Origin of the sequence: Stenotrophomonas sp. 2YAF26, assembly GCF_052114625.1 — a bacterium.
GTDB classification, from domain to species: domain Bacteria; phylum Pseudomonadota; class Gammaproteobacteria; order Xanthomonadales; family Xanthomonadaceae; genus Stenotrophomonas; species Stenotrophomonas indicatrix.
The window spans coordinates 165,548-180,472 of sequence record NZ_JBFRFC010000006.1 but is presented as its reverse complement, the minus strand read 5'-3'; the positions used below and the strand labels follow the sequence as shown (position 1 = coordinate 180,472).

The window sequence follows — 14,925 nt, the reverse complement described above, 5'->3', positions numbered from 1 at the left end:
GCCGCTGGCCGGGTACGCGTCAGCGCATGCGCGCTGTCGCTCCCACGCTTCGCTGCGCGAACCGCGGGCCCCACTTACCGACCTCCACACCCCCGCGCCTATGGCGCTGCCCCCGTACTCCGGGGGCGGTAGTGCCGGCCGCTGGCCGGCAACCTCCGGATGTCGGAAACACCGTGCAGCAGCCGGCCAGCGGCCGGCTCTACCCGCCATCAATCCGGTAGGTGTCGACCTAGGTCGACACGCTTTTCCGGCCCTGTGCCGACCAAGGTCGGCATCTACCGAAGCGCAGCTCAATCCAGCCAGCCGCCGGCTCTACCCGGTAGGTGTCGACCTTGGTCGACACACCCACCCGAGCAGGCATCAATCCAGCCAGCCATCACGCTCGCTGTGCAGGATGCGGCCGTCATGACCGCTCAGGCGCACTTCCACCTTCTGGTTGCGGGCATTGCGCGCTTCCAGCGACCACGTCGCACCATCGCGTTCCAGCGAATGGATCTCGCGCAAGCCCTGCGACTGCGCCTTGGCCAGCACCTGCTCGGTGCTCAGCTGCGCACGCCCATCGTGCTCGTCGAAGATCTCGCCGGTCTTCGGATCCACATAGACCTCACTGAAGCGACCATCAGCACGGCTGACGTCGGCTTCCCACAGGCCATCATCACGTTCGATCTCATGGATCTGGGTGTAGCCGGCCTTGCGCAGGGTCTGTTCGACCTGGGCCATGCCCAGCGGCGCGGCCTGTACGGCGGGGGCCACGGCCAGAGCGACAATGGTAGCGAGGGTGAGCGACTTCAACATGGGGGTTCTCCTGTTCGGTGCCGGACCATCCCGGCAACGCCACGATGCACGGCGTGGTTAACAGCGGCCTAGCCGGCGCTGTTAGCCAACTGTTAGTCGGTCGCGGCACACTCGCGCCTGTCACTTGTTCCCATGCTTCCAGCCACTCACGTGCCGATCCTGCCCTCCCTGTCCCTGCTGCTGGCCCTGGCCAGCGCCCCGTCCGCCGCCGGCCCTGCCCAGGACCCGGCGCAGCAGGTCGCGCGCCGCGCGGTGCAGCAGGGCCGCTACGTGCCGCTGGAAGGCGTGGTGCGCGATGCACTCAAGCGCCACCCCGGCCAGCTGCTGGAAGTGGAACTGGACGATGGCGTGTACGAAGTGGAGATCCTGCGCGCCGACGGCGTGGTGGTGGAGCTGGACTATGATGCGCGCAACGGCAGGCTGTTGAAGACGGAGCTGGACGACTGATGCGCATCCTGTTGGCCGAAGACGATGCCGCATTGGCCGAGCGCTTGCAGCCGCTGCTGGAGCAGGCCGGTTACGTGGTCGAGGTGGTGGCCGATGGTCGCCAGGCCGAGGAGATCGGCCAGGTGGAAGACCTGCAGGCCGCCATCGTCGATCTGGGCTTGCCCGGGCTGGACGGCCTGAGCGTGATCGAACGCTGGCGCGGCAACGGCCGCGACTTTCCGGTGCTGGTGCTGACCGCACGCGGCCGCTGGCACGACAAGCTGGCCGGATTCGATGCCGGCGCCGACGACTATCTGACCAAACCCTTCCAGGCCGACGAACTGGTGCTGCGCCTGCGCGCACTGATCCGCCGCAGCCGCGGCCATGCCAGCCCACGCCTGCAGTGCGGCCCGCTGCAGCTGGACGTCAATGCCGGGCGCTTCGACCTGGATGGCCAGGCACTGGCGCTGAGCCCGCAGGAATTCCGCCTGCTGAGCTACTTCATCCACCACAGCGGCCAGGTGATCGGCCGCGACCGCCTGGGCGAACATGTGTTCGATGGCGGTCACGACCCGGATTCGAATGCGCTGGACGTACTGCTGGGACGGGTACGCCGCAAGCTTGGCACCGACCTGATCCAGACCGTACGCGGCCAAGGCTGGCGGTTGGCCGCGCCGTGAGCCGGCAACCATCATTGCGACGCCGGCTGCTGCTGGCCGGTGGCATCGGCCTGCTGCTGGTCTCGGCACTGGCCAGTGCGCTGCTGGGCGAACTGTTCAAGCGCAGCGCGCGCGACCGCCTGGACAACGAACTGCAGCAGGACATGCTGACCCTGCTGGCGCAGGCCGAGATCGATGCCGATGGCCAGCTGCAGCTGCGCCAGGAACCCAACGATGCGCGCTTCCAGCGCGTGTTCTCCGGCGCGTACTGGCAGATAGCCGATGGCAGCGGCAAGGTGCTGCTGCAGTCACGTTCGTTGTGGGACGAAACGCTGCCAGTGGCCGCCACTGGCACGGCCGAACGCAATCTGCCGGGCCCGCTGCAGCAATCGCTGCGCGCGCGCGTGCAGCCGGTGCGCCTGCCCCGCGCGAACCAACCCTATGTCGCCGTGGTCGCCACCGACCGCAGTGCGCTGGATGCGGACGTCGCCGCATTCCGCCAACGCAGCGCAATGGCGTTGGCCGTGCTGGTGGCGGCGTGGCTGGCGGTACTGGCCAGCCAGGTACATTTCGGTCTGCGGCCCTTGCAGCGTCTCGGTGCGCAGCTGGAACGCGTGCGCCGCGGCGATGCACAGCGCATCGATACGGCCGGATTGGGCGCTGAAATCGCACCGCTCGGTGAGGAGCTCAATACCCTGCTCGACCACCAGCAACGCATGGTCGGCCGCGCCCGCACCAGCGCACAGGATCTGGCGCATGCGCTGAAGACACCGCTGAGCGTGCTCGCCGCCGAAGCCGATGGCGAGGGCCGCGCGTGGCGCGCGACGCTGCGCGAACAGGGCGCACGCATGCAGGCCAGCGTCGATCGCTATCTTGCCGCCGGACTGACCGCCGACCATCGCGATCGCACGCCGGTGGCCACGGTTGCACAGGCGCTATGCGGGTTGATGGCGCGCGTGCATGGCGACCGTGCGCTGCAGTTCCAGGCGGAGGGTATTGCCGACGACCTGCAATTTGCCGGTGCCAGCGCCGACCTGGAAGAGATGCTCGGCAACCTGCTCGACAACGCCGGCAAGTGGGCACAGCGGGAGGTGACGGTCACTGCGCGCGTGGACGAAGAACAGTTGCGCATTGATGTGCGCGATGACGGCCCCGGTCTGGCAGCCGAGGCGCTGGCGCAGGTCACCCAGCGCGGCGTGCGGCTGGATGAGCGCGAAAGCAGCAGCGGCCTGGGGTTGGCGATCGTCGGTGATATCGCCGCCAGTTATGGCGGGCGGTTGGCGTTGGAGAATGCGCAACCGGGATTGCGCGCGACGCTGTGGTTGCCGGTGGGGTGACGCGCCGCAACGCCGGTGGTAGTGCCGGCCGCTGGCCGGCAACCGCCTGATTGTCGGAAACACGCTGCAGCAGCCGGCCAGCGGCCGGCTCTACCGGATCACGCGCCGCCCGGTAGGCGTCGACCTTGGTCGACACGCATCAAGGCGCCGACCAAGGTCGGCAACTACCGGTGGTGCATCCACCAGCAGTCGATGGCATCCAGCACGATCGCTGCCAGTTATGGCGGGCGGTTGGCGTTGGAGAACGCGCAGCCGGGGTTGCGTGCGACGCTGTGGTTGCCGGTGGGGTGAGTCGATGCAACGCCGGTGGTAGTGCCGGCCGCTGGCCGGCAACCGCCTGATTGCCGGAAACACGCTGCAGCAGCCGGCCAGCGGCCGGCTCTACCGGATCACGCGCCGCCCGGTAGGCGTCGACCTTGGTCGACACGCTTCAAGAGCGCCGACCAAGGTCGGCAACTACCGGTGATGCATCCACCAGCAGTCGATGGCATCCAGCACGATGTGGATCATCAAACCAATCCCCACCAGCCGGGTCTTCTTCGGTACGCACAGGCCCGCGTACACGGCAATCGCCGGTGCGGTATGCAGCGGGTGGAAGCCGATGCTGCAGCGGTTCGGGGCGTAGATCGGATCGGCCAACAGATGGTCCAGGTCGATGATCCAGCCCAGCAGCAGCAACAACCACGCCGATGCGAAGCGCTTGCGCCAGAACAGCCATGCCAGCAGGGCTGGCACGGCGGCATGCAGGAACAGATGAAAGATCGCGCGGGCGCTCATCAGCACCGGTAGCGCCGGGCCATGCCCGGCGTTACCGTCACCCTTAGATCAACGGTTCGTCGGACAGGTAGGTGTAACCGGTCAGGCCCGCTTCCAGCGCTTCGGACAGCTCCTGCGCGCGTTCCGGCGACAGGTCTGCCGATGCCACGCGTTCGGCGTAGGCCGCACGCAGGTCATCCAGCTTGTAGCCCACGTAGTCCAGCATCACGTCGGTGGTATCGCCGCGACGCTGCTGGGTGATGGCATAGCCATCGGCATCGGCCAGCACTTCCACCGCGTCGGTATCGCCGAACAGGTTGTGGATGTCGCCGAGGATTTCCTGGTAGGCACCGACCATGAAGAAACCGATGCGGTAGCTCTCGCCATGCTTGATCGCGTGCAGCGGCAGCGAGCTGTCCAGGCTTTCGTTCTCGACGTAGGTCTTGACCATGCCATCGGAATCGCAGGTCATGTCAGCGATGATCCCGCGGCGATCCGGCGCCTCGTTCAAGCGCTCGATCGGCACGATCGGGAACACCTGGTCGATCGCCCACGCATCGGGAATCGATTCGAACACGCTGAAGTTGACGAAGTACTTGTCGACCAGGCGCTCGTTCAGTTCATCCAGCGCCGGGCGATGGCTCTTCTCGTCGTAGCTCAGGCGCGCACGCACGCCATGGGCGATGGCATAGAACAGATCGTCGATGCGCGCACGCTGCGGCAGGTCGATCTGGCCCAGCGCATAGCTGGACAGGCCTTCGGCGTGGAAGTGCTGTGCTTCCTGGAACAGTTCCACCGCCGGACGCACGTCCAGTTCTTCGTGGATCTCGCGCAGGTGGCGGATCGAGGCCGGCTCGTCGTCGTGCTGGTCCGGCACGCGGCCTTCCTGCGCCTGTTCCACTTCAGACACGTTGGCGATCAGCACCGCGTGGTGCGCGGTCATCGCGCGGCCACACTCGGTGACGATGCGCGGCGGGGTCAGACCGTGCTCTTCGCAGGCATTGGCCAGCGGCTGCACGATGTTGCTGGCGTACGAATTGAGGCCGTAGTTGATCGAGCAGAAGCTGCGCGAACGGGTGCCTTCGTAGTCCACGCCCAGGCCACCGCCCACGTCGACGTGGGTGATCTTCGCACCCAGCTGTGACAGCTCGACGAAGTAACGGGTGGCTTCGCGCATGCCGTTGGCGATGTCGCGCACGTTGGAGATCTGCGAGCCCATGTGGAAGTGCAGCAGGCTCAGGCAGTCGGCGTATTCGGTATCGCGCAGCGACTTCCACAGGTCCAGCAGCTGGCGCGGCGACAGGCCGAACTTGGCCTTGTCGCCACCGCTGTTCTGCCACTTGCCGGCGCCCAGCGAGGCCAGGCGCATGCGCACGCCCAGGCCCGGCTTCACGTCCAGTGCCTTGGACTCTTCCAGCACCAGCTTCAGCTCGGACGGCTTCTCGATGACGATGAAGGTCTGCAGGCCCAGCTTGCGGCCGATCAGGGCCAGGCGGATGTACTCGCGGTCCTTGTAGCCGTTGCAGACGATCAGGCCGCCCGGGCGCGACAGCGCCAGCACGGCCATCAGTTCCGGCTTGCTGCCCGCTTCCAGGCCGAAGCCTTCACCGTGGTGGCTGGCCAGGGTGCCGGCCACGCCGCGGTGCTGGTTCACCTTGATCGGGTACACGGCGGTGTAGCCGCCCGGGTAGTCCCAATCCTGCTGGGCCTGGGCGAACGCCGCCTGCAGCTTGCCCAGGCGCTGGCCGAGGATGTCCGGGAAGCGCACCAGCAGCGGCAGCTTGGCACCGGCCGCGCGCGCGGCATCGACCACCTTGGGCAGCGACACCACCGGGCCATCCGCCCCGGTCGGTCTCACCACCATGTGCCCGGCCTGATCCACGTCGAAATAGCCATCCGCCCAGTGCGGGATCGAGTAGGTCTTGCGGGCTTGGTCGAGGGACCAATCGGTCATTGCAGTCGGCCTTGTGGCAAATAAAAGGGGGGGCATGATAACGCCTATATGCCCACAGGTTCGTTATCATGCGCGCCCGCGCCCGTGGCAGGTCTGAACCTGAACGGGCCGATCCGTCCGGATGCGTGGCACCCCGCCTTCAGCCCGGCTCCATCCCCTCCGAACAGGAATGCTTTCCCATGACTGACAACAGCAACTGGTACATCGAACACTTCGAGCGCACCGGCTCGGCCATCGGCTACCGCATCACCGGCAAGCTGGACGAAGTGCAGTCGCCGTTCCAGAAGATCGAGATCTTCCAGACCACCGACTGGGGCAACCTGATGACCATCGATGGGGCCATCATGCTGACCAGCAAGGACAACTTCTTCTACCACGAGATGATCAGCCACCCGGTACTGTTCACCCACGCCGCGCCCAAGCGCGTGGTGATCATCGGCGGCGGCGACTGCGGCACCCTGCGCGAAGTGCTCAAGCACAAGGGCGTGGAGAGCGTGACCCAGTGCGACATCGACGAACAGGTGACCGTGATGGCGCGCAAGCACTTCCCGGAACTGTGCGATTCCAACGACGACCCGCGCGCCGAGCTGATGTTCGACGACGGCGTGGCCTACATGGCCAACTGCCCGGCCGGCAGCGTGGACGTGGTGATCGTCGATTCGACCGATCCGGTCGGCCCGGGTGAAGGCCTGTTCAACAAGGCGTTCTACGAGAGCTGCTTCAAGGCCCTGAAGGACGACGGCATCCTGGTGCAGCAGTCCGAGTCGCCGCTGATGCAGCTGGAACTGATCAACGAAATGCGCACCGAAATGGACAAGGCCGGCTTCGGCTCGTTCAAGACCCTGCCGTTCCCGCAGCCGTGCTACCCCACCGGCTGGTGGAGCGTGACCCTGGCGCGCAAGGGCGACAGCAGCTTCGACTTCCGCCAGGCCGATTCGGCCGCCAAGACCTTCGATACCCTGTACTACACCGCCGCGCTGCACACCGGCGTGCTGGTGACCCCGCCGTTCGTGAAGGCGGCGCTGAAGTAAGGCGTGCCGACCAACGGTCGGCACCCACCCAAAGAAGAACCCGCGCTGGCGACAGCGCGGGTTTTTGTTTTTACGGGTAGTGCCGGCCGCTGGCCGGCAACCTCATCAAACCCAACGCATCAGAGCGCCCAGATACCGGCGATCACCGCCACCACCAGGCCCCACTTGATTACCTGATAGGCCACCACGCTGCGCTCGCGCAGCGCCTTGGCCTTCAGCCGCACCTTGTACACGCTGCCGAAGGCCTTGTTGACGCCACCGGTCGGGTCACCCGGCAGGTTCGGCGATGCCCCACCGGCCAGCAGCGTGGACGCCACCAGGCGGTTGAACAGGCCCGGCAGGCCGAAGCGCAGCGGGCGGGCGATATCGCAGAACAGGATCACCCGGTCATCGGGCGTCTCGTTGTGCGCATGGTGGATGTAGGTTTCGTCGAACATCATCCACTCGCCGTCGCGCCAGCTCTTCTTGATGCCGTCCACTTCGATGTAGCAGGCATCGTTGTTGGGCGTGGCCAGGCCCAGGTGCAGGCGCAGCGAACCGGCAAACGGGTCGCGGTGCGGGCGCAGCTCGCTGCCCGAGGGCAGCTGCGCGAACATCGCCGCGCGCACGTCCGGCAGCGATTCCAGCAGCGCGGTGGTCTTGGGGCACATCGCCTTGGCCGACGGGTGCGTGGGGCCGTACCACTTCAGGTAGAAGCGCTTCCAGCCGCGGCGGAAGAATGAATTGAAGCCGGCATCGTTGAACGTGCTGGAGGCAGCGATCGCCTGCGCATCGCGCAGCGCCAGTGCCTCGTCGCGGATCATCTGCCAGTTCTGCCGCAGCGGCTCCAGCTGAGGGAATTCCTTGCCCGGGTCCAGGAACGGCGTGGTCGGCACCTTGGAGAACATGTACATGACCACGTTGATCGGGGCCATGAAGCTGGAGTGGTCCAGCAACTGGCGCGACCAGCGCGCACGGACCTTGCCACGGAAGTGGATGTACAGCACGCAGGACACGAACAGCGCCGCAAGTACGATTTTGATGATCAAAACACTTTCCTCCAGCACGCGCCGGACAGGGAAACAGGGCGATGCGGCCGCAGGGCCGGCATCAGTGGGGGAACGCGGCAGGAGACGGAGACGTGCCGGGTGGGTGCGGCCGTCGATGTCGCGTGTAACAGCTTATGGTCGGCAGGCCGTGCGCCGGGGTCAAGCCAAGCGTGCGTGGGCCGCAGCGCTGCGCCGCGAGCGCTGCCGAACGCATCTGCAAACTATTGAAATTAAATTGCTTTTCGAAAAGTGAGACAGAATTGTCCGAAAAAGCGCGACGAACTGTTCCAGCCACGACGCCGACATTTCTCCGACAAATCGTGGAATAGCGAACTTGCCGGTACTAAAATTGACTTAACGAAAGTTTAGCCAGTTCCCCCCGTCGTACCGGTTCGCTTGACGCTTCAGCGCCGCCCACCGGGTCGCCCGAGACCCCACATGATCCCTTCCATCACCCCCTCCCCGTCCTGCGGCGATGACGCCGTGGCGCCGCTGCTGCTCAAGCGCGGTGAACGCTTCCTCGCCCCCGATGTCTACCGCACCTGCCTGGACGGCCGTCCGGCGGTGGTGAAGGACTACTCCCGCTACCGTGGCACCCCGGTGTCGCCGATCGCCCGCCTGATGGTGCACCGCGAGGCGCGCATGCTGGAGCGGCTGGGCGGCTGGAAGCACGCCCCGGCCCTGCTCGGCACCCTCGGTGGCCTCGCACTGGGCATGGAATTCATCCCCGGCCAGACGCTCAGTACCGCGCAAGCCGTGGGCAATGAAGTGTTCGAACAGCTGCAGCACGCGCTGAGCCGCCTGCATGCCGCCGGCATCACCCACAACGACCTGCATGGCACCAACGTGGTGGTCAGCGCCGGCGTGCCGGTACTGCTGGACTTCACCTCGGCCTGGCGCGTACCGCGCTGGCTGCGCCGCAACCCGCTGAGCCGGCAGCTGAGCCGCAGCGACATGAAGAACCTGCTGAAGATGCGCCAGCGCGTGACCGGGCAGGCGCCGAGCCCTGCGCAGGCGGCCATGGTGGCCGACCCCGGTTGGGTGGCGGCTGTGCGCCAAGGCTGGAAGCGGTTCTACAAGTGGGCGAAGCGTCGGTAGAGGTCGAGCTTGCTCGACCGCTTTTCTGTAGAGCCGAGCCCACGCTCGGCGGCTCTTTGCATCAGCCGAGCGTGAGCTCGGCTCTACAAAAACGGCTTACAACGCGTCCGCGTCCAGCTCACCGGTACGAATACGCACCACGCTGCCCAGGTCGTACACGAACACCTTGCCATCGCCGATCTTGCCGGTGCCCGCCGCCTTCACGATGGCTTCCACCACCACCTCCACCTGATCGTCGGTCACCGCCACTTCCAGCTTCACCTTCGGCAGGAAGTCGACCACGTACTCGGCGCCACGGTACAGCTCGGTATGGCCCTTCTGGCGACCGAAGCCCTTCACTTCCGTCACCGTGATCCCGGTAACACCGCGCTCGGCCAGCGCTTCGCGCACGTCGTCGAGCTTGAACGGCTTGATCACCGCCATGACCATCTTCATCGTCTATCTCCTGTATTCCGGCGTGGAGGATAGCGCCTGAACGCGGCCGGTGCGAAACCCGCAGCGCCTGTCCGGCGGGCCGGGGCCAGCAGTATCCTTACGGCCGAACAGCCGTGGCCGCGCCGGATGCGCAGGCCCACCACCCCTCGGAGCACCCCATGATCGACCTGAACCAAATCGATGACCTCGCCCGTCGCCTCAGCGACCTGGTGCCGCCGGGCCTGCGCGAATCGCGCGAGGAACTGCAGGCCACCTTCAAGAGCGCGCTGCAGGCGGGGCTCGCGAAGCTGGACTTGGTGACCCGCGAGGAATTTGAAGTGCAGCGCGCGGTGCTGCTGAAGACGCGCGAGAAGCTGGACGCGCTGGAAACAGCGGTGCGCGAGCTTGAAGGGCGCGGCACCGCAGAATAAAAAAGGAGGCGCGCTGCGCCTCCCACTTACAGATTATTTCCCTGATGGGGCCTTGCCGCAAGGCCCGCCCGGCGCCTTAGACTCGCCGGCCTGTCGATCCGGCAGGACAGGTAGGGGTAGTGCCGATGGCACAGGACACCGAATGGACACCCGTTTCGCATGACACCTGCGACCAGGTTGCCGGGCCGTTTTATCACGGCACCCGGGCTGACCTCGCGGTGGGCGAGCTGCTGAGCGCGGGCTTCCGGTCCAACTATCGCGACAGCGTGGTGATGAACCACATCTACTTCACCACGATTGCCAAGGGCGCCGGGCTGGCTGCGGAGATGGCCCGGGGTGAGGGGCGACCGCGTGTGTATTTGGTGGAGCCGACCGGGCCGTTTGAGGACGATCCTAATGTGACCAACAAGAAGTTTCCCGGGAATCCGACGCGGTCGTATCGGAGTACGGAGCCGTTGCGGGTTGTTGGGGAGATTACGGAGTGGGAGGCCTACGATGCGGAGTTCGTTCGGCAGTTGAGGGAATTTGTTGCGTCAGGGAGTGGGGAGATCATCAACTGATGACCTGTTGGCGTTGGGCGTTGCGCACCTCTTCCTCGGCATCATAGATGTCCAGCCCGAGCTCGATGCCGCGCTGCCCCAAGGCGAGCAAACCACGAGGCGAGAGCGATACACCATCATTGCTGCTGCCCATGAAAAGACCGCAGAACAGGTCAGGCCGGAACCGTGCCAGTGACGCCCATATGGCGAGATCTCCGGTGAGTTGATCCAGGATCTCGAAGATCTGAGCTTCCAAGTCTTCAGGTTCACGACGCTCCGCATCAAGTCGCCAGCTTCCGGTCCTGGCGACACGTACGACCCCTGATGGGCTGCCTTTAAGTTCCTGGCCCTTGTGATACGAAGCAGTTGGAGTCGCCCCAAGCAAGGCACTAATTTCATCTGGCAGGAGGTCGCTCCCGAAGAATCGGAGTGTTACCAGAGAATGGTCGAATGCTGGCATTGGGATCCGGCTGTCCTTTTCGGAATCGCTTCCAATCTATACGTCTCATCGAAGTTAGGTCAGCCTGACCACGTTGAGGGAGTCCAAGTTCGGACGAAGAGGGTTGCCATTCTTGATCGAACTTGAGCACCCGGACGTCGGTCTCAGAACTTTACTCTGCTGTAAACAAGGTCCAGTTCTTCATCATGCATGACCCAGCGACCAGCATTGCCCTCCGGACACAGGTAGAACTTTCCGGCGTAATTTGACGCGCGCGACCAAGCGCTTCGGGCGAACTGGGGAAAGCGCCGCATGACTCGCGCGTCCGGCATTTCCGGCCTGCTTGCCAGCGTGCAGTCTTCAGGCAAAGTAAGAATGCCGCTGGTTAGACGAAAGACCAACCACGACTCATTGGTGTCCATGTCGTGCGTCTCTTGTATGTTGACAGCATCCTCAGGCAACCACGCGGGCAACCACTTCGATTCACCGATTGCCTGTCTCGAAACAGCTTGGCTTCGGTCTGCATATTGGGTGCTTGCAACTTCCGAGCAGCTAGAAAGTGCGAGTGCCAGCGAGACCATCAGGAAGAGCTTGCGAGAGTTCATTGGAGGCATGCAAGTCATCAGTAGGGGAAATTTCCGCGCCGCGACCTTGAGAGCCGCCTGCTGCGATGTGCAATTGGTGAACAAGCGCCAGTACAAATCCATGCGTCCACGATCTGATTGAAGGCCATCTGGGCTCGGTTGCGTCACTTATAGCAGAAGGGGGACGCGACCATCCTCCTCTCGCCAATCGAGGCGCCAACATCAAAGAACTGCTTGAGATTGGCTGCAACGTCGATACCCGCGACACGTCAGGAACGCTTGCGCTATCGATCGGCCGCATCGAAACGCGCGTTCTATTGCTTGTGCCATGAAGAACCGCTCGTCGAATTCTGTCGCATTTGCCGCACCCTGCATCTTTGGCGGAAGGTTCTGACGACTCCGTTCCAGAAGTGCCCCCCTCCCGTGACACAAGGCTCTCGCCACTTTCCACGCTATGCAACAATGCCAAAAACGTCTCGGGCTTTGGCGGCTTTGGCCCCAACCCCTTGGCATTCCAAACAACATCAGGCAACTCTGGTAGAGCCACCGACAACGGGTGGCCGGGCGTCGAAAACCCGAGTTCTAGGGATGTTGTTTTTACGCTTGTCAGCCGGCACCGCCACGCGTGGTGCCGGCTGGCAATCCGTCTGCCGGCTATGGCGGGCGGTGCGTGGGGGTCTTGTACCCGCCGGTTTGTCCCTAGCCCGGTTTTCGAGCCACGCATCGTCCGCCACCCTTATCGGTGGCGGCTTCTGCCTGCTTGCACGGAGCCTGCCATGACCATGCCGCACTCCCCTCCCCCGCGCCCCATCCAGGAGGCGCCCTCGCCCGCCCCTGCGCTGGACCCCAACAGCCTCATCGCCATCCTGCGCAGCATCGGCGCAGGCGCTGCAGCCGACGGCCAGCCCTGGCCCGAACGCCATCACCTGCGCAGCCGGCAGATGCAGTTGTCCGACGCCGACTGCGCACTGACGGGCCAACGCATCGTGCAGGAACTCCTGCTGGCGGCAGAGCGCACGCGCCAGAACGGTGAGCCCGATCAGTACGTGGGCGACCGTGTGATGGGGGGGCTGGTGATGGCCGATATCGCACTCACCGCCTTCATCCACGAACGGATGCGGCCACAGGACTGAGTAGGCGCTTGTGGGCGTGACGTTATTTTTTTTGTGCGGGGTGATGAATGAAGAAGCACGGCCTTACCGCTGCGGCAGTGTGCATCGTGATGATCGGCGCGGTATGGCCGGGCTGGCCCGAGCCAGCGGGCGATCAGGTGTGGGCCTACCAGAAGCTGCAGCCAGCCGACTACCGGCTGCTGCACAGTGATGCGCTCGGCTTCGTGACCGCCAAAGCGGATGAGGGTTTTGAACTGCACACGCGCTATGGCGGGGTGACGTCTTTCGAGATCCGCTGCAAGGGCGTTCTGGTGATGGACGTGGAGAATGCCCCCTCACGCGTGCTGATCCGGGTGCCCGCCGATGCACTTACGCGGGCACCGGATATCGAGCGCCTGCGCCTCAGCTTCGAGCGATGGTTGGTCTACCACCAGAGCCAGGGCGGGTTGCTGGTGGAGAGTGCAGGAACATCGTGGATCGAAGCGCTGTTTGGGCGTTTCAATGGGGCAGTGCCTGATGAGCAGCGTTGCTTGTTGGGGACCGCGGGCCGCCCTTGGTCGCAATCCCTCTAGCCGCTTCGCCAGCGACTCCCGACGGCAGCCCGCAGGGTGTCCGTCGCGCCATCGAGCGTTCTCTGGCCAAACCCACAAAGGAGCTTGGCGTTCGTGGACAGCCATGACCGCCCCGCGACGCCCTGAGCAATCTTGGCGCGTGTGTGGAAACCCAGTAGCAGACGGCATACACTAGCTGCGGCGCCCGCCGTGCTTGCACACGAGCAAAAACAGGCCGTATCCCCTGATCGATTCTTCTTCTGGCCAGCTGCCGGGGACTTAAACGTGTGCGCCTTACCCGGATCGGCTTGGCCATCGAGGACGAGTCATGACCATCAAGCAATATGTGTTCCACGTCCATGCGTACCTTCGGGAGCAGGGCTTCGCGTCGCTTACCCGCAGCCAGGCCCATGAGCTGCTGGCGGCCGCCGCCGGATTTTCCACCCACGCCGCGTTCCATCACCAGGCCGCGTGGTGCGACGTGGCCTGGCGTGATACCGACCTCACGACGGATGAAGACCGGGTCATCCAGCGGTGCCTGCACTTTGGGATGTCACCCGAGGAAGCCGAGCGCACAGCCCAAGGCCTGGTCAGTTTCCTCGGCGAATCCGGCTATGCGCCGGTTCGTTTCGAGGAGCTGATTTCCGCGCTTACCGGCGATCACGACGAGTGGGCGGAGGCTGAGGAGATGGAGTCGGATGTCGTTGCCGAGTGGGTGTCGATCAACCTGACAAGCCGCATGCAGCAAGGGCTCGATGCGCTGCTCGGCAAATTTCCCTTGCTGCTGGAAGGGTTGGAGGCGGCAGCAGCTCGCGGCGTAGCGGTTGCGCACCTGGCGACCGCGTACATGCTCGAGCCGTACGGGGACCTGCCAGAAGAAGATAATCACCGCTTCGGTCGCGAGCTGCACCGGCATGGTCAGTGGTCGTCCGAGCCGGTGAGCTTGGCGGAGATTGCCACGGGCGGAGACAGTTCGTTCGTTCAGGTGGTGGCCAAACATCGGTACCACCTCCTTGCTGCTGCACGGGGCGGGGATAAGCGCGCGTTGCTGCTCACTGCGGAGCGCTACGGGGACCCAGGGGCGCTTGAGCTTGAGCCGTCGGATGAAATGGATCCGTACGGTATGGCTGATCTGGCCGACGCACACGGTCACCCCGAGCTGGCCCACCAGTGGCTGACCATGCTCGCACGCGAGGGCGAAGTATCCGTCATGCGCGAGCTCATCGAATACCGGGGCGAGACACCGTTCCGCGCTTGGGTTTGGATGCATCTCTCGCGCATGCTGGGTCGGGACCTGAGCCAGGATCGACATGAAGCGATCAACGAGGACGGCACACCGTACGACGACGATGTCGGCGGGCCCGCCTATGTCGGTGGCGTCGACGGAATCAAATTGGTGCCACTCGCGGCCGAGGAGAACAGGCGTGCCGAAGAAGAGGCTGATCAGCTGTTCGCGGCAATCCAAGAGCGCTACAACCTGACCTGATCTAGTTCGTTCAAGGGCGGGCTCCTGCCAAAGGGGGCCCGTCCGCATTTTCACTTGGACGTCCACCATCCGCGGACCATCAGATTGGGCTGACCGGTCGTATTAAACGGATTGCGTCACTGTCATTGATCAGCTTCGCTTCCGGGCAGAGGCTGACATCTCCAAGGTACTGGACGAACCCAGCGCCCCACTTACCATCCTACCGTCCACTGACGCTGGCCCAATGCTCGAGCATCAGGGGCAGCGCCGACATCATGGGCGGTCCGTACTGACGGAAACGGAGCC

The 14,925-nt window shown here is 64.6% G+C and carries 17 protein-coding genes; 10 read left to right on the top strand and 7 right to left on the bottom strand.

The features are described 5' to 3' along the window. Window positions 1–360: 360 nt before the first annotated feature. Window positions 361–795: a PepSY domain-containing protein gene (locus AB4Y98_RS08995; RefSeq protein ID WP_363733921.1), complete on the bottom strand. Its 435-nt coding sequence runs from the start codon at window positions 793–795 to the stop codon at window positions 361–363. Between the two features lie 156 nt (window positions 796–951). Here AB4Y98_RS08995 and AB4Y98_RS08990 point away from each other — a divergent pair, with 156 nt between their 5' ends. Genes AB4Y98_RS08990 through AB4Y98_RS08980 form a run of 3 tightly spaced genes read left to right on the top strand, consistent with a single transcriptional unit; the run spans window position 952 to window position 3,217 of the window. Further along, window positions 952–1,242: a PepSY domain-containing protein gene (locus tag AB4Y98_RS08990; protein ID WP_442244199.1), complete on the top strand. Its 291-nt coding sequence runs from the start codon at window positions 952–954 to the stop codon at window positions 1,240–1,242. Further along, window positions 1,242–1,901 (top strand): response regulator transcription factor, encoded by a 660-nt coding sequence (locus AB4Y98_RS08985; RefSeq protein ID WP_312112721.1) that lies wholly within the window; start codon window positions 1,242–1,244, stop codon window positions 1,899–1,901. Before AB4Y98_RS08990 ends, AB4Y98_RS08985 begins: the two co-directional genes overlap by 1 nt. Beyond that, a complete protein-coding gene (locus AB4Y98_RS08980; RefSeq protein WP_442244195.1) occupies window positions 1,898–3,217 on the top strand; it encodes an ATP-binding protein in 1,320 nt (439 codons plus the stop codon). Before AB4Y98_RS08985 ends, AB4Y98_RS08980 begins: the two co-directional genes overlap by 4 nt. A gap of 456 nt (window positions 3,218–3,673) precedes the next feature. Here the strand turns inward: AB4Y98_RS08980 and AB4Y98_RS08975 are convergent, their stop codons facing one another. Together AB4Y98_RS08975 and speA are read right to left on the bottom strand one after the other, a co-directional pair. Continuing rightward, window positions 3,674–3,994: a DUF6122 family protein gene (locus AB4Y98_RS08975; RefSeq protein WP_033832425.1), complete on the bottom strand. Its 321-nt coding sequence runs from the start codon at window positions 3,992–3,994 to the stop codon at window positions 3,674–3,676. A 43-nt stretch (window positions 3,995–4,037) separates the two neighbouring features. After that, window positions 4,038–5,927 carry an arginine decarboxylase gene (gene speA / locus AB4Y98_RS08970; protein WP_025874563.1) on the bottom strand — a complete coding sequence of 630 codons (1,890 nt, stop codon included), beginning with the start codon at window positions 5,925–5,927 and terminating at the stop codon, window positions 4,038–4,040. A 179-nt stretch (window positions 5,928–6,106) separates the two neighbouring features. Between speA and speE the strand changes: the two genes are divergently transcribed. Continuing rightward, entirely contained in the window at window positions 6,107–6,958 is an 852-nt protein-coding gene (gene speE, locus AB4Y98_RS08965) for a polyamine aminopropyltransferase (RefSeq protein WP_442244194.1), read from the top strand. Window positions 6,959–7,077: 119 nt separating this feature from the next. Here the strand turns inward: speE and AB4Y98_RS08960 are convergent, their stop codons facing one another. Further along, the gene (locus tag AB4Y98_RS08960; RefSeq protein WP_442244198.1) at window positions 7,078–7,983 is read right to left on the bottom strand and encodes an aspartyl/asparaginyl beta-hydroxylase domain-containing protein; all 906 of its coding nucleotides are present in this window, start codon (window positions 7,981–7,983) and stop codon (window positions 7,078–7,080) included. Between the two features lie 441 nt (window positions 7,984–8,424). Between AB4Y98_RS08960 and AB4Y98_RS08955 the strand changes: the two genes are divergently transcribed. Then, complete coding sequence (locus AB4Y98_RS08955; RefSeq protein WP_312786178.1) at window positions 8,425–9,084, top strand: RIO1 family regulatory kinase/ATPase domain-containing protein; 660 nt, start codon at window positions 8,425–8,427, stop codon at window positions 9,082–9,084. A 96-nt stretch (window positions 9,085–9,180) separates the two neighbouring features. Here the strand turns inward: AB4Y98_RS08955 and AB4Y98_RS08950 are convergent, their stop codons facing one another. Beyond that, entirely contained in the window at window positions 9,181–9,519 is a 339-nt protein-coding gene (locus AB4Y98_RS08950; protein WP_032977217.1) for a P-II family nitrogen regulator, read from the bottom strand. A 158-nt stretch (window positions 9,520–9,677) separates the two neighbouring features. Here AB4Y98_RS08950 and ubiK point away from each other — a divergent pair, with 158 nt between their 5' ends. Together ubiK and arr are read left to right on the top strand one after the other, a co-directional pair. Then, a complete protein-coding gene (gene ubiK, locus AB4Y98_RS08945; RefSeq protein ID WP_012512353.1) occupies window positions 9,678–9,929 on the top strand; it encodes a ubiquinone biosynthesis accessory factor UbiK in 252 nt (83 codons plus the stop codon). 125 nt (window positions 9,930–10,054) lie between these two features. Continuing rightward, the gene (arr, locus tag AB4Y98_RS08940; RefSeq protein ID WP_312786177.1) at window positions 10,055–10,489 is read left to right on the top strand and encodes an NAD(+)--rifampin ADP-ribosyltransferase; all 435 of its coding nucleotides are present in this window, start codon (window positions 10,055–10,057) and stop codon (window positions 10,487–10,489) included. Here the strand turns inward: arr and AB4Y98_RS08935 are convergent. Continuing rightward, window positions 10,482–10,928, bottom strand: coding sequence for a DUF4279 domain-containing protein (locus AB4Y98_RS08935; protein WP_442244193.1), 447 nt, complete (start codon window positions 10,926–10,928; stop codon window positions 10,482–10,484). The two genes, arr and AB4Y98_RS08935, sit on opposite strands and share 8 nt — an antisense overlap. A 143-nt stretch (window positions 10,929–11,071) precedes the next feature. After that, complete coding sequence (locus AB4Y98_RS08930) at window positions 11,072–11,512, bottom strand: hypothetical protein (protein WP_258266813.1); 441 nt, start codon at window positions 11,510–11,512, stop codon at window positions 11,072–11,074. Between the two features lie 755 nt (window positions 11,513–12,267). Between AB4Y98_RS08930 and AB4Y98_RS08925 the strand changes: the two genes are divergently transcribed. From AB4Y98_RS08925 to AB4Y98_RS08915, 3 genes are all read left to right on the top strand, one after another. Then, a complete protein-coding gene (locus tag AB4Y98_RS08925) occupies window positions 12,268–12,624 on the top strand; it encodes a hypothetical protein (protein ID WP_442244192.1) in 357 nt (118 codons plus the stop codon). Between the two features lie 47 nt (window positions 12,625–12,671). Then, a complete protein-coding gene (locus AB4Y98_RS08920) occupies window positions 12,672–13,175 on the top strand; it encodes a cold-shock protein (RefSeq protein WP_442244191.1) in 504 nt (167 codons plus the stop codon). A gap of 307 nt (window positions 13,176–13,482) precedes the next feature. Next, the gene (locus AB4Y98_RS08915; RefSeq protein ID WP_442244190.1) at window positions 13,483–14,640 is read left to right on the top strand and encodes a hypothetical protein; all 1,158 of its coding nucleotides are present in this window, start codon (window positions 13,483–13,485) and stop codon (window positions 14,638–14,640) included. The last annotated feature ends 285 nt before the right edge of the window (window positions 14,641–14,925 follow it).

What these genes read in the sequence shown, in the direction of transcription:
- AB4Y98_RS08925 (WP_442244192.1), top strand. Translation starts at nt 12,268, where the DNA reads ATGACCATGCCGCACTCCCCTCCCCCGCGCCCCATCCAGGAGGCGCCC.
- AB4Y98_RS08930 (WP_258266813.1), bottom strand. Translation starts at nt 11,512, where the DNA reads ATGAACTCTCGCAAGCTCTTCCTGATGGTCTCGCTGGCACTCGCACTT.
- speA (WP_025874563.1), bottom strand. Translation starts at nt 5,927, where the DNA reads ATGACCGATTGGTCCCTCGACCAAGCCCGCAAGACCTACTCGATCCCG.
- AB4Y98_RS08955 (WP_312786178.1), top strand. Translation starts at nt 8,425, where the DNA reads ATGATCCCTTCCATCACCCCCTCCCCGTCCTGCGGCGATGACGCCGTG.
- AB4Y98_RS08950 (WP_032977217.1), bottom strand. Translation starts at nt 9,519, where the DNA reads ATGAAGATGGTCATGGCGGTGATCAAGCCGTTCAAGCTCGACGACGTG.
- AB4Y98_RS08935 (WP_442244193.1), bottom strand. Translation starts at nt 10,928, where the DNA reads ATGCCAGCATTCGACCATTCTCTGGTAACACTCCGATTCTTCGGGAGC.
- ubiK (WP_012512353.1), top strand. Translation starts at nt 9,678, where the DNA reads ATGATCGACCTGAACCAAATCGATGACCTCGCCCGTCGCCTCAGCGAC.
- AB4Y98_RS08995 (WP_363733921.1), bottom strand. Translation starts at nt 795, where the DNA reads ATGTTGAAGTCGCTCACCCTCGCTACCATTGTCGCTCTGGCCGTGGCC.
- AB4Y98_RS08985 (WP_312112721.1), top strand. Translation starts at nt 1,242, where the DNA reads ATGCGCATCCTGTTGGCCGAAGACGATGCCGCATTGGCCGAGCGCTTG.
- AB4Y98_RS08975 (WP_033832425.1), bottom strand. Translation starts at nt 3,994, where the DNA reads ATGAGCGCCCGCGCGATCTTTCATCTGTTCCTGCATGCCGCCGTGCCA.
- AB4Y98_RS08915 (WP_442244190.1), top strand. Translation starts at nt 13,483, where the DNA reads ATGACCATCAAGCAATATGTGTTCCACGTCCATGCGTACCTTCGGGAG.
- speE (WP_442244194.1), top strand. Translation starts at nt 6,107, where the DNA reads ATGACTGACAACAGCAACTGGTACATCGAACACTTCGAGCGCACCGGC.
- arr (WP_312786177.1), top strand. Translation starts at nt 10,055, where the DNA reads ATGGCACAGGACACCGAATGGACACCCGTTTCGCATGACACCTGCGAC.
- AB4Y98_RS08920 (WP_442244191.1), top strand. Translation starts at nt 12,672, where the DNA reads ATGAAGAAGCACGGCCTTACCGCTGCGGCAGTGTGCATCGTGATGATC.